13 protein-coding genes are annotated in these 12795 nt (G+C 72.5%); 6 read left to right on the plus strand and 7 right to left on the minus strand.

The genetic code is table 11. From position 1 onward, the window contains the following. The first annotated feature begins 4 nt into the window (after nt 1–4). Nucleotides 5–1246 carry an SAV2148 family HEPN domain-containing protein gene (locus AB0O36_RS01655; RefSeq protein ID WP_365102474.1) on the plus strand — a complete coding sequence of 414 codons (1242 nt, stop codon included), beginning with the start codon at nt 5–7 and terminating at the stop codon, nt 1244–1246. 172 nt (nt 1247–1418) lie between these two features. Beyond that, a complete protein-coding gene (locus tag AB0O36_RS01660; RefSeq protein WP_365102477.1) occupies nt 1419–2150 on the plus strand; it encodes a 3'-5' exonuclease in 732 nt (243 codons plus the stop codon). Between the two features lie 58 nt (nt 2151–2208). On the opposite strand, the gene AB0O36_RS01665 is transcribed toward AB0O36_RS01660, so the two are convergent. Next, nucleotides 2209–3288, minus strand: a complete 1080-nt coding sequence (locus AB0O36_RS01665; protein WP_365102479.1) for a hypothetical protein — start codon at nt 3286–3288, stop codon at nt 2209–2211. Between the two features lie 328 nt (nt 3289–3616). Beyond that, on the minus strand, nt 3617–4471 hold the full coding sequence (locus AB0O36_RS01670; RefSeq protein ID WP_365102561.1) for an aminoglycoside phosphotransferase family protein: 855 nt from the start codon (nt 4469–4471) through the stop codon (nt 3617–3619). A gap of 141 nt (nt 4472–4612) precedes the next feature. On the opposite strand from AB0O36_RS01670, the gene mgt reads away from it, so the two are divergent. The 3 genes from mgt to AB0O36_RS01685 are packed head-to-tail and all read left to right on the plus strand — an operon-like array spanning nt 4613 to nt 7186. Then, nucleotides 4613–5845 (plus strand): macrolide-inactivating glycosyltransferase, encoded by a 1233-nt coding sequence (mgt, locus tag AB0O36_RS01675; protein WP_365102482.1) that lies wholly within the window; start codon nt 4613–4615, stop codon nt 5843–5845. Next, nucleotides 5842–6399: a DUF1697 domain-containing protein gene (locus AB0O36_RS01680; RefSeq protein WP_365102485.1), complete on the plus strand. Its 558-nt coding sequence runs from the start codon at nt 5842–5844 to the stop codon at nt 6397–6399. The genes mgt and AB0O36_RS01680 overlap by 4 nt, the downstream gene beginning before the upstream one ends. Nucleotides 6400–6451: 52 nt before the next feature. Then, nucleotides 6452–7186 carry a hypothetical protein gene (locus tag AB0O36_RS01685; RefSeq protein WP_365102487.1) on the plus strand — a complete coding sequence of 245 codons (735 nt, stop codon included), beginning with the start codon at nt 6452–6454 and terminating at the stop codon, nt 7184–7186. A 434-nt stretch (nt 7187–7620) separates the two neighbouring features. Here AB0O36_RS01685 and AB0O36_RS01690 read toward each other — a convergent pair whose 3' ends face one another. Then, nucleotides 7621–8466, minus strand: a complete 846-nt coding sequence (locus AB0O36_RS01690) for an aldo/keto reductase (protein ID WP_365102490.1) — start codon at nt 8464–8466, stop codon at nt 7621–7623. Nucleotides 8467–8510: 44 nt separating this feature from the next. Here AB0O36_RS01690 and AB0O36_RS01695 point away from each other — a divergent pair, with 44 nt between their 5' ends. Next, nucleotides 8511–9512: a 2-dehydropantoate 2-reductase N-terminal domain-containing protein gene (locus AB0O36_RS01695; RefSeq protein ID WP_365102493.1), complete on the plus strand. Its 1002-nt coding sequence runs from the start codon at nt 8511–8513 to the stop codon at nt 9510–9512. A gap of 52 nt (nt 9513–9564) precedes the next feature. Here the strand turns inward: AB0O36_RS01695 and AB0O36_RS01700 are convergent, their stop codons facing one another. The 4 genes from AB0O36_RS01700 to AB0O36_RS01715 all read right to left on the minus strand — a co-directional run bounded on the left by AB0O36_RS01700 (nt 9565) and on the right by AB0O36_RS01715 (nt 12673). After that, a complete protein-coding gene (locus AB0O36_RS01700) occupies nt 9565–10098 on the minus strand; it encodes a GNAT family N-acetyltransferase (RefSeq protein ID WP_365102496.1) in 534 nt (177 codons plus the stop codon). A 109-nt stretch (nt 10099–10207) separates the two neighbouring features. After that, complete coding sequence (locus tag AB0O36_RS01705; RefSeq protein WP_365102498.1) at nt 10208–11008, minus strand: sirohydrochlorin chelatase; 801 nt, start codon at nt 11006–11008, stop codon at nt 10208–10210. 2 nt (nt 11009–11010) lie between these two features. Next, a complete protein-coding gene (locus tag AB0O36_RS01710) occupies nt 11011–11895 on the minus strand; it encodes an ABC transporter permease (protein WP_365102501.1) in 885 nt (294 codons plus the stop codon). Further along, nucleotides 11882–12673 carry an ABC transporter ATP-binding protein gene (locus AB0O36_RS01715; protein WP_365102504.1) on the minus strand — a complete coding sequence of 264 codons (792 nt, stop codon included), beginning with the start codon at nt 12671–12673 and terminating at the stop codon, nt 11882–11884. The genes AB0O36_RS01710 and AB0O36_RS01715 overlap by 14 nt, the downstream gene beginning before the upstream one ends. Between the last annotated feature and the right edge of the window lie 122 nt (nt 12674–12795).

Genomic DNA, 12795 nt, shown 5'->3' on the forward strand with positions numbered 1-12795 from the left:
ACGGGTGAGCTCGGGAGGTCTGGAGCTGCCCCCTGGTGACGGCGGTCACGAGGGCGGCGCCGCGGAGGCCGGGGCGGTGTCGCTGGCGGGACCGGAGCCGGCGGGCGGTGCCGTGCGCGCCGGGGCCGAGCTGGACTGGGGGGCGGACGCCTGGACCGAGGTGCGGACCCGGGCCCAGCGGGCGGGCCGTGCGTACATCTGGCTGAACCTGATCGAGCAGCGGCTGCGGGCCGTGGTCGGCGCGGTGCTGCGGCCCGTCTACGAGCCGGTGCACGGCGAGGACGACTGGGTGGTCGCCGCCGCCGGGCCGGCCGGGCAGGAATGGGTGCAGCGGGCCGTCGCGGTCCGCGAGGTCAGCCGGCGCAAGGGCTACCTCCTCGACCCGGCCGACGACAACGTGCTGTCCTTCCTGACCCTGCCGCAGCTGCGCGAGCTGATGGTCCAGCACTGGCCCTGCTTCGAGCCGTACTTCGACGACCGGCGGGAGATCGAGCTCGCGCTGGACGAGCTGGAGGTCACCCGCAACGTGGTCTCCCGCAACCGGGCGCTGTCCCGGGCGGTGCTCGGGCAGGCGGAACGGGCCTCGGCACGGCTGCTGGAGGTGCTGGGCGGCGGCGCGGGCAGCCCCTCCGCGGACCGGCTGCCCATCGACGCGGTCGAGGACCTCGTCGGGGACCGGTACGCCGACGTGGTCTCGGTCCACCCCGACCGGGTGCGGCTGCAGCGGCAGCTGCCCGCCGAGGACCTCTTCGGGGGCGCCGGCCGGCTGGACGCCATCGGCATAGGGCTGAACCTGCTCGTGCAGAACTACTCGGGCCGCAGACTGGTGCGGCTGATGGAGGCCGGCTGCCGGGTGCGGCTGCTGTTCCTGAACCCGGCGAGCAGTGCGGTCAAGAGGCGCGAACGGGAGCTGGGGCTCCGCAAGGGCGAGCTGAGCCGCTCGGTGGAGATGAACATCCTGCACGTCCGGCGGGTCCGGGCCGGTCTGCGCGACCCCTCGGGCTTCTCCATCCACGTCTTCGACGAGACCCCGCGCTTCACCGCGTACCTGGTGGAGGGCGGGCCCTCGGGGTCCGGGATCGCGGTGGTCCAGTCCTACCTGCGGCGGGCCCGGGGCATGGAGGCGCCGGTGCTGGTCCTGCGGGGCGGCGGGCGCGGGGTGCCCAAGGACGCGGACCACGGCCTGTACACGACGTACCGGGAGGAGTTCGAGTCGATGTGGGAGGACTCCCGGCCGGTGTCCTGAAGGACGTGGGAACGGCGGACGCGGGACGGCGGACGCGACAGTCCCGCCCCCCGCCCGGCGGCAGCGCCGGAAAGCGGTGGTGACCTGGGCCTTCCCCTCCCCGGTGTGAGCGCTGTCAGTGGCCCGTGGCAGGCTGAAAGCCGTTCGAGACGTCAGACGGGGGAGGGGCGCCATGGGGGAGTGGCACGGGGGAACACTGGTCGGGTTCGACCTGGAGACCACCGGCACGGAGCCGGGGGAGTCGAGGATCGTCACGGCCGCACTGGTCGAGGTGACGGCCGGCGAGATCCGGTCCCGCCGGGGCTGGCTGGCCGATCCGGGCACGGACATCCCGGAACAGGCCGCGGCGATCCACGGGATCAGCACCGAGCGTGCGGCGGCGGAGGGCCGGCCGGCCCCGGAGGTCGCGGAAGAGATCGCGGCGGAGCTCGTCGCGCACTGGCGGGCGGGCGCGGTGGTGGTGGCGTACAACGCGGCCTTCGACCTCACGCTGCTCAGCGCGGAACTGGCCCGGTACGGGCTGCCCTCGCTGGCCGACCGGCTCGGCGGCGCGGAGACGGGCCCGGTGGTGGACCCGCTGACCATCGACCGCGCCGTCGACCGGTACCGGCGCGGCAAGCGCACCCTGGAGGCCGTCTGCGGGGTGTACGGGGTCACCCTGGAGGCGGCCCACGAGGCCGGCGCCGACGCCCTGGCCGCGGTGCAGGTGGCCCGCGCGATAGCCGACCGCCACCCGCGCGTGGCGGAACTCACCCCGACGGCCCTGCACGCCGAACAGGCCCGCTGGCACGCCCGCTGGGCCACCGACTTCCAGTCCTACCTCCGCGGCCGGGGCACCCCGGACGCCCTGATCGACACGGCCTGGCCCCTCCGCGCCTTCACCCCGGCCCCGACGCCGGCCTGACGGCCGGGGCGGGGACCGGAGCGGGCGCGATGAGCGGCCGCCGGCGGCCGGCGCGGGATCAGACGCCGTCGTCTGCGCAGAGGGCCCAGACGTCGGTGTAGGTGTTGGGGGAGCTGCCGCCGCCGGTGTGGGAGTACGCCGTCCAGTACGCGGCGGTGGTGGTGCCGTCGGAGACCGGGGTGCCGCCGGAGTTGCTCGGGTAGCTGCCGTTGAGGTGGTCGCCGACGGAGCCGGGGCCGGTGAAGTTCGTCGTGGTGACGCTGCCGCCGCTGATCGCGGCACCGCCGCTGACGAGCTTGCCGTCGTTCTGGCCGCAGCCGACGGTGGCCGTCTGGCCGGCGGTGGCTGCCGTCGGGCCGCTCACCTCGCCGAAGCGGACCTTGACGGTGACCCCGCTGACGTTGATGTTGCTGCCGCTGCAGATCGCGTACGCGTAGGTGGTGTTGTTGCTGTTGCCGCCGCCTCCGTTCCAGCCGACCGCGGTCCACGAGTCGGGGTTGTTCTCGCCGTCGGCGGCGGCCTTCTGGCCGAAGCCGTGGGCCGAGTCGTTGAAGGTGGGGAAGCTCGCGATCGGCTTGAGGCTGCCCACGCTCGCCGGGGTGATGCGGGCGCCGCCGCCGAGGAGGCGGGTGTTCGCGGGGCAGGTGGCGGTGACCAGGCCCACGGTGCCGCTGCCGGTGGGGCCGGCCAGCTTGTTCATGACCACCTGGGTGTGGTTGACCACGTTGCTGCTGAAACACATCGCGTACGGGGTGCTGGAGAAGTCGGCGTTGACCGCCCCGCCGCTGCCGCCGATGCCGAGCCAGTAGGTGACGTCGGTGCCGACCACGCCGGTGGAGCCCAGGTACTCGGTGCTGCCGTCCGGGCTGGGCGAGGTGCCGTTGATCTTGTTGCCGTTCGAGGAGGTGCCGGTGCCGATGGCCTGGTTGATACCACCGCCGGAGATCAGCCCGCTGGTGCAGTGCGCGCTGGTGGTGATCTCGGAGAAGGCGGAGCCGGGGCCGGAGGTGGCGCCGGGGGTCTTCACCGTGACGGCGACGGTGTTGGCGTAGGCGGTGCCGGGTGCGGCGAGGGCCAGGACGGCGCCGATGACCAGCGCCTTCCCGGTGGCGAAGCGGCGCTTCGAGCTCTTCTTCATGGGGTTCTCGCTCTCTGCGGTCCCGCACCGGCGGGCGCGGCGGAGCCGCACCCGCCCGAGGGGGACGGAGTGGAAGAGGGGATGAGAGGCCCACGGCAGAGCGGTGCCGGGGGTGGAGTCCTGAGGGGCTGTCGGATCCACCACCGAGCGGTGCGGACCGGGATGCGGAGGAGCGGCCCGCGACCCGCTCGGCGGATTGCGCATGCGGACGATACCAGTCCACCAAGACGGCATCTACTGTCTGCTGGGCAGTATTTGATTGCAGCTACCCAGGTGATCTTGCAGATCACACTGCATGTGCGTGTGTGCCGCATGTGGCGGGGCGGGTTCAGAACGCGTGCCAGCGGACCTCGGTCGCACCCTCGCGGAGGGAGGCCACCCGGCGGCCGAACTCCGCCAGGGCCGCGGGGTTCGAGGGGGCGTGCTGCGCGACCCAGGCGCAGCTGGCCGTCTCCCGGGCGCCGCGCAGGACCGCGCAGCCCGGCCAGTCACGGACGTCCCAGCCGTAGCCGGCGACGAAGGCGTCGTACTCGGCCGGCGGGAGGCCGTACCGGTCCCGGGAGAGGGTCATGACGACGAGGTCGTGCTCGCGGAAGTCCGCCGAGAAGGTTTCCAGGTCCACCAGGACCGGGCCCTCCGGGCCCACGTGGACGTTGCGCGGCAGTGCGTCGCCGTGGATCGGCCCCGGCGGCAACTGCGGTACGAGCGCGGCAGCCTCGGCGGCGAAGGCGTCGCGGCGGGCCCGCAGGTACGCGGCGTCGGCCGGGTCGATCGCGTCCCCCGCGAGCCGCAGCCAGCGCTCCACCCCGCCCAGCAGGTCCCGGGCGGGCAGCTCGAACGGCGGGACCGGCAGGGCGTGCACCACGCGGAGCAGCTCCGCCAGGTCGCCGGCGCCCGCCGGACGGGCTGCGGCGGGCAGGCGGTGCCACACGGTGACCGGGTGCCCCTCGGCCACCCGCGGCTCGGGCTCGGCGGCCCGTACCGCCGGAACATCTGCTTCCGCCAGCCATCCGGCGATGCCCAGCTCGCGTTCGGCGCGCGGCAGCAGCTCGGCGGACCGGCCCACCTTCACCACCAGCCCGTCGCCGACGGCGAACACCGCGTTCTCGCCCAGCGCCAGCAGCTCCGCCCGCCCGGTGAGCCCCGCCACCCCGAGCAACTCCCTGGCCCGCGCCTCGTCCATGTCCGTACTGCCCCGTTCTGCCACGTCCCGTTCCGCCGGCGTCCAGTCTCGCACCGGGGCGGCGTACGGCATCGCCGCGGCCGAAATATATGTTGCACGAGACGTTTCGTCTCGCTTACTGTTCCGGACATGAATCCGGACATGAATCCAGTGACTCCGCGCAAGCCCGCCCACATCGCCATGTTCTCCATCGCCGCCCACGGCCACGTGAACCCGAGCATCGAGGTGATCCGGGAGCTCGTGGCCCGTGGCCACCGGGTCAGCTACGCGATCCCCGCCTCCTTCGCAGAGAAGGTCGCGGAGACCGGCGCCACGCCCGTGATCTACACCTCCACCCTCCCCACGGACGGCGACCCCGAGGCGTGGGGCACCGAACTCATCGACAACATCGAGCCCTTCCTCGCCGACGCGGTCCAGGCGCTCCCGCAGCTCGCCGCCGCCTTCGAGGGCGACGAGCCCGACCTCGTCCTCCACGACATCACCTCCTACCCGGCGATCGTCCTCGCCCGCCGCTGGGGCGTCCCCGGCGTCTCCCTCTCCCCGAACCTGGTCGCCTGGGAGGGGTACGAGAAGGAGGTCGGCGAGCCGATGACCGCCCCGCTGAAGGCCACCGAGCGCGGGCGGGCGTACTACGCGCGCTTCCGGGCCTGGCTCGACGGGAACGGTATCCCCGACGACTCCGACCACCTCATCGGCCGGCCGCGCCGCAGCGTCGTGCTGATCCCCAAGGCGCTCCAGCCGAACGCCGACCGCGTCGACGAATCCGTCCACACCTTCGTCGGCGCCTGCCAGGGGGACCGCCGCGAACAGGGCACCTGGCAGCGGCCGGACGCCGCCCGGGGCAAGAAGGTGGTCCTGGTCTCCCTCGGCTCCACCTTCACCAAGCAGCCCGCCTTCTACCGGGCCTGCCTCGACGCCTTCCGCGACCTCCCCGACTGGCACGTCGTCCTCCAGATCGGCAGGTTCACCGACGAGGCCGAACTCGGCGAGGTCCCCGCCAACGCCGAGGTCCACCGCTGGGTGCCGCAGCTCGACATCCTCCGCCAGGCCGACGCCTTCATCACCCACGCCGGTGCCGGCGGCAGCCAGGAGGGCCTGGCCACCGGCACGCCGATGGTCGCCGTACCCCAGGCCGTCGACCAGTTCGGCAACGCCGACATGCTCGCCTCGCTCGGTGTGGCCAGGCACCTCCCCATGGAGCGGGCCACCGCCGACGCGCTCCGGGAAGCCGTGCTCGGCCTGGTGTCCGACCCGGAGGTCGCCGCCCGGGCCGCGGAGCTCCGCGCGCAGACCGCCGCCGAAGGCGGCACGCGGCAGGCCGCCGATCTGATCGAGGCCGAACTGTCAGACCCCCGCCCTATGGTTCGGGCATGACCACCGAGGTGAAGAAGTACGCCGCACTGCTCCGCGGGATCAACGTCGGAGGCAACAAGAAGGTGCCGATGGCCGACCTGCGGGCGGTCCTCCAGGAGCTCGGGCACACCGGGGTCCAGACCTACCTCCAGAGCGGCAACGCCGTCTTCGAGGCCCCGGAACAGGACCCGGCGGTCCTGGCCCGGGCCCTGGAGACCGCGATCGAGGCCCGCTTCGGCTTCACGGTGGCCTGCCTGGTCACCGACGGCGACCACCTCCGCGCCGTCGCCGACGCCTGCCCCTTCCCCGCCGCCGAACTGGAGGGCAAGCAGCTCCACGCCACCTTCCTGTCCGAACAGCCGGCCGAGGAACGATTCGCCCACATCGACCGGGCAGCCTTCCTCCCCGAGGAATTCCGCCTCGGCGACAAGGTCGTCTACCTGTACGCCCCCGAGGGCCTCGGCCGCTCGAAACTGGCCGAGGCACTGGCCCGCCCGTCGGTCCTCAAGGGAATCGACGCGACCACCCGGAACTGGAACACCGTCGCCAAACTCGTGGAACTCACCGCGAGCTGAGCGGCAATTAAATCGGATGTGCGCGCGGCGGCCGGATGGTTAGCTTCTTCCCGTGCCGAAGTTGAATCAGATCATCGCAGTGGAGAAGGGCGTCAAGTCCAAGTCCCTCCAGGAGCTTTCCCAGGCCCACCACGACGTCCAGAAGCCGGCCCTGCTCGCCGGCATCTCCCGGACGTACCAGCCCAAGGACGAGGAGGGCGAGCAGCTGCCGCCCGAGTCCACCCGGGTCCAGGTCAAGACCGAGGACGTACTCGGGAGTGTGGCCGGGACGCTCACGCGACTGTTCGACGTGACGGCCACCAAGGACTGGGCCAACCGGACCGCCGCCGCGGACGTCGTCGTCGACGGCTCCGTGCTGCTCGCGCAGGTCCCCGTGCCCTACCTGCTCTTCCTGGAGAAGCAGCTCACCGACCTGCACACCTTCGTACGGAAGCTGCCGGTGCTGGACGCGGCTGAATCCTGGAACGCCGACCCCTCCACGGACTGCTGGAAAACCGACCCGGTGCGCACCGTCCGCACCAGGAAGGTGCCCCGCAACCACGTGAAGGCCGAGGCCACGGAGAAGCACCCGGCCCAGGTCGAGGTGTACCACGAGGACGTGCCGGTGGGGTACTGGACCACCGTGAAGTTCTCCGGTGCGCTGCCCGCCCGGCGGGTCAACGAGCTGGCCGACCGGGTCGAGCGGCTGCAGCAGGCCGTCAAGTTCGCCCGCGAGGAGGCCAACGCCACCGAGGTCACCGACCAGCGCGTCGGCGACGCTGTATTCGGCTACCTGTTCCGTCAGTGACAGGTGACGGGTAGCCCCCGAGAACGCCCTCCTGGAGCGGAGGGTTGCGCGATGAGCGCAGGAAAAGCTGAAACTGACTGTTGAAGCTGACGAAGAGGTGCAGTTGGGGGTTCGAATCCCTCCCCCGGCACGAACGAGCCGGGGTGGCCCAATCCGGAAGAGGCGGCCTCGTCAATCTCAGATTCTCGCTCCAGTCTCAGCATTCGCCGCCGATCGCCGGATCGACCGGGCGTGGACGGTCATCGATGGATGGGGGTTCAATTCCCCCCTGCGCCTCTCTTCATGGCGCGGTAGTTCAAAGGCAGAACACGTCGATCTCAGAATGATCCGCGACCCTTAAACGCCGCCGGCGTGCGCAATTGGGTGGCACACAGGAGCCCGGGAGCGCGGTAGCTCCCGGGCTCCGTCACGCCCGCGGTCACCCCACGGCGCGGTCACCCCACGGCGTCCAGCAGCTCCAGCTCGCGCGGCGACAGCCGGATCGTGGCCGCGTCCAGGTTCTCGGCCAGGTGGTCGAGCGAGCCGGTGCCCGGCGTGGGGCAGAGCACCGGGGAACGGTGCAGCAGCCACGCCAGCGCGACCTGGCCGGGGCCCGCCTCGTGCTCAGCCGCCACCGTGGCCAGCGCCGCGGCCGGGGTACGGGTCAGGCCGCCGCTGCCCAGCGGGTAGTACGGCAGGAAGGCGATCCCCTTCGCCTCGCACAGCTCCAGCACCGGCTCCGAGGACCGGTCCAGCAGGTTGTACGGATTCTGCACGGCCGCGATCGGGACGATCGCCAGCGCCTCCTCCAGCTGCTCCCGGGTCACCGTGTCCAGCCCGATGTGCCGGATCTTGCCCTCCCGGCGCAACTCGTCCAGGGCACCCAGCTGTTCCGCCACCGGAACGTCCGGGTCCAGCCGGTGCAGCTGGTACAGGTCCAGGGTGTCCCGCCGCAGCCGGCGCAGACTCGCCTCGCACATCGCCCGCAGGTCTTCGGGACGCCCCGCGACGTGCCACTGGTCCGGGCCGGTCCGCACCACCCCGCCCTTGGTCGCCACGACCAGGTCCTCCCGGTACGGGTACAGGGCCTCCGCGATCAGGGTCTCCGCCAGCCCGGGACCGTAGTTGTCGGCGGTGTCGATGAGCGTGACCCCGCGGTCCACCGCCGCGTGCAGCAGCGCCCGCGCGTCCGCGGCCTCCCCCCGCGGCCCCCAGTAGCCGGAGCCGACCAGGCCCCCCGTACCGAACCCGAGCCGGCGTACGGGCAGATCCCCACCCAGATGGAACACAGAAGTATCCATGCCCCGACCCTAACCCGGGCCGAGCGGTGTGCCAGGCTCGGTCCATGCGGTACATCATCATCGGCGCGGGCGCGGTCGGCGCCACCATCGGCGGCCGGCTCGTGGAGTCCGGCCATGACGTCGTCCTGGTCGCGCGGGGCGCACACGCGGCGGCCCTGCGGGCGGACGGACTCCGGCTCACCACCGCGGACGGCACCCGCACGCACCGCCCGCCGGTCGTCACCGGCCCCGAGGAGCTGGGCGAACTCCGGCCGGACGACGCCCTGCTCCTCGCCGTCAAGACCCAGGACGCGGTCGCCGCGCTCGACGCCTGGGGCGACGCGGAGGTCGCGGGCGGCGGCACCGCCGCGCAGCGGCTCCCGGTGTTCTGCCTGCAGAACGGGGTCGAGGGGGAACGGATCGCCCTGCGCCGGTTCGGCACGGTGTACGGGGTGTGCGTCTGGCTGCCGTCGACCTTCCTGGAACCGGGCGTGGTCTCGGCGCTGTGCGAGCCGCTGACCGGCATCCTGCACATCGGTCTCGCGGCCGGAGGCACCGACGCACGGGCCGGACGGGTGGCGGCGGACCTGGCGGAGTCGGGGTTCGAGGCGCCGGTCGTGGCGGACGTGATGCGGTGGAAGTACGCCAAGCTGCTCGGCAACCTGGGCAACGCCATCCAGGCCACCACGGGTCCGGCACCCGAGCCGGCGAAGGCGGCACTCCTGCTGCGGGCGATCCGCGAGGCGAAGGCGGCGTTCGCCGCGGCCGGGATCGCGTACGCCTCGGACGAGGAGCAGTCCGCGGCCCGCGACGGCAAGGTCAACCAGCCGGCGGCACTGCGGGGCGGCTCGTCCTGGCAGAGCCTGGCGCGCGGCACGGGCTCCATCGAAGCGGACTACCTCAACGGCGAGATCTGCCTGCTGGGCCGGCTGCACGGGGTCCCGACCCCCGTCAACGACGTGCTCCGGCACGCGGCGAACATCTTCGCCCGCGAGGGCCTGCCGCCGGCCTCCATGTCCATCGCGGACCTCACCGCCCTGGCGAACGAGGCCGCGTCCCGGACCTGACCCGTCCCGCCGCCGGGCGGGGACGGCCGGGCCGCCGGCCCGGCCGACTCCGCTACCCGGCGTACTCGGTGAGGTCGATGCCGTGGACGTTGAGCGGGAACCCGTACACCGGGTGGACCGTCTCCCGCTCCTGTGCCATGCCGAGCTTGCGCATCACGTTCTCCGACGACGCGTCGCCGGCCCGGCAGATGCCGATCACACGGTCGAGGCCACGGTCTTGCAGGGCCCACTCCAGTACGGCCTGGGCCGCCTCGGATCCGTAGCCCTGACCCCAGAACTGCCGGCCGAGGCGCCACTCGGCCGCCACCGCGGGCATCACCTCGGGCAGGAAGTACGGCACGGACAGCCCCGTGAAGCCGATCAGTTCACCGGAGCCGAGCAGCTCGACGGCGAACAGCCCGAAGCCCTCCTCGTCCCACTCCTCTTCCCAGCGCTCCATCTCGTCGGCGGTCTGCTCCAGGTCGAGCACCGAGCCGTCGCCGGTCCACTGCATCACCGCCGGATCGGCGTTGATCTCGGACATCGGCACCAGGTCGTCCTCTTGCCAATGCCGGAGCACGAGGCGGGGGGTCAGGATCTCGCTCATACGCCCATTGTCACCGACGGTGTTCCACCCGGGTGCACGACGGGTGCACGACGGCCGGGGGACGGGTGCGGGGCAGAGCCCGGGCGGGGAGGGAAAATCCGCCCGGCGGCTACGCCGTCAGGGCGGGGGCCGCCTCGACCGCCAGGGCCTCGTCACAGCGGGTCAGCAGCAGCCGGGCGAGCTCCGGCGCGGCGCCCAGGACGTCCGCCAGGACGTCGGCCCCCGCCTCGGCCGCGCCGGCCGCGATACGGTCCGGCAGCCGCCCGGGGGCGATGACGTACGGGGCGACCACGATGCGCCGCACGCCCTCGGCGCGCAGCTCCCGGACCGCCGCCGCCACGTCCGGCAGTGCAGCGGAGGCGAACGCAGGCCGCACGGCACACCAACCGGTGAGCCGCCACTCCCGCGCGATTTCAGCGATCACTGCGATCGCCTCCGGGTCGGTGGAACCGGCGGACGCGAGCACCACGCCGGTCGAGGAACGGGCTTCGGGCGACAGGTCCACCCCGGCCTCCGCCAGCCGCCGCTCCAGCGCGGCGAGCAGCAGCGGCGAGGGCCCGAGGACCTCAGCCACGCGGACCGAGAGGCCGGGCAGGCGGGCGCCCGCCTCGGCCAGCACCGCCGGGATGTCGGCCTTCGCGTGGAACGCCCGGGTCAGGAGCAGCGGCAGCGCCACGACCTCCCGGACCCCGTCGGAGTACAGGGAGGACAGCACCTGGGGAACGGACGGCGCGTTGAAGTCCAGGTACGCCGTCTCCACCCGGAGTCCCGGCCGCAGCGCCCGTGCCCGGAGGGTCAGGGCGTGCACCGTCGCCGCGTGCCGCGGATCGCGGCTGCCGTGGGCGATGACCAGCAGGACGGGCCCCGGGGAGCCCGCCCTGCGAGGAGCCGAGAGCCGTGCGGAACGCATGATCAGCCCTTGACCAGCAGGCCGCGGCTGCGGAGCACCCACCGCTCCAGCGGGCTGAAGATCAGCAGGTCGATCGCGATGCCGACGATCAGGATCAGGATGATCGCGAGGAACACGCCGGGCAGGTCGATGTTGTTGCGGCCGTTCTCCAGCAGCTGGCCCAGGCCCAGACCCAGGTCCGGCGAGGAGGCGATGATCTCGGCGGCCATCAGCGAACGCCAGGAGAACGCCCAGCCCTGCTTGAGACCCGCCACGTAGCCCGGCAGCGCGGCCGGCATGATCACGTGCCAGACGCCCTTGACGCCGGTGGCGCCGAGGGTGCGGCCGGCCCGCAGGAACAGCGGCGGCACCTGGTCCACGCCGGAGACGAGACCGTTGGCGATCGACGGGACGGCGCCCAGCAGGATCACCGTGAACATCATCGCGTCGTTCAGGCCGAACCAGAGCACGGCCGGCGGCACCCACGCCACCGACGGCAGGGACTGCAGGCCCTGGAGGATCGGGCCTATCGCGGCCCGGACGAACTTCACCCGGGCGACCAGCAGGCCCAGCGGCGTACCGATCGCCAGGGCCAGCGCGAAGCCCAGCAGACCGCGGGAGACGGAGGTCCAGATGACCTCCAGCAGCGTCCCCTGGAGCCACATGGTGGAGAGGCTGTCCCAGACCGCGGACAGCGGCGGCAGCTTGGTCTCCTCGGTGATCTTCGCGGAGACCAGGACCTGCCACACCACCAGGACCAGGGTGACCGCCAGGAGCGGCGGGAAGACCTTCTTGACGAGGACTTCCCGGACCGGCGTACGGCGGATCTCCACGGCGTCCAGCGCGTCGAGACCGGCCTCCAGGCCCGCGAGGTCGTCCGACTTCGCCTTCGTGTCAGTGCTGGCCATGGCGGCGGATCTCCCCACGCAGGTGTTCAGTGATCTCGACGGACAGCTCCGCGACGTCCGCGTCCTCGATGCGGCGCGGCTGCGGGATGTCCACGGTCCATTCCTTCGCCACCCGGCCGGGCCGGGAGGAGAGCAGGACCACGCGCTGGGCGAGGCGCACGGCCTCCCGCACGTTGTGGGTGACGAACAGGACCGACACGCCGGTCTCGTCCCAGATACGGGTGAGCTCACCGTGCAGCACGTCCCGCGTGATCGCGTCGAGTGCGGCGAACGGCTCGTCCATCAGCAGCAGCCGGCTGTCCTGGGCCAGTGCCCGGGCCAGCGCCACGCGCTGCCGCATGCCGCCGGACAGCTCGTGCACCCGCTTGCCGTACGCGCCGCCGAGCCGGACCAGCTCCAGCAGCCGCTCCGCCTCCTGCTTGCGCTCGGACTTGGCGACCCCGCGCAGCCGCAGGGCGAGCTCGATGTTCTTGCCCGCGGTCAGCCACGGGAAGAGGGCGTGCTCCTGGAACATCAGGGCCGGACGGCCCGAGGTCTCGATGTGGCCCTGGGTGGGCTTGTCCAGCCCGGCGACCAGGTTGAGGAGCGTGGACTTGCCACACCCCGAGGCCCCCAGGATGGTGACGAACTCTCCCGGCGCGACATCGAGGCTGATGTCGTCCAGGACGAGTTGCGTACCGGCCGGGCCGGAGAAGGACTTGGAGACGTGCTCGATCCGGGCGGCGTGCGTCTCCTCCGCTACGGTGCCTTCGGCAGCCTTGGCAAGCGTGGTGGCCATGGTCGTCACCTCCTGGGGATTCGTTACGGGACTTACTTGGTGCCGAGGCCGGCGTCGGAGACCTCGGGCTTGCCGGCGGCCTTGAGCACCTTGTTGAGGAGCGTCAGGTCGTAGATGCCGGC

The sequence above is a fragment of the Streptomyces sp. NPDC089799 genome, from assembly GCF_040684755.1.
Taxonomy (GTDB): domain Bacteria; phylum Actinomycetota; class Actinomycetes; order Streptomycetales; family Streptomycetaceae; genus Streptomyces.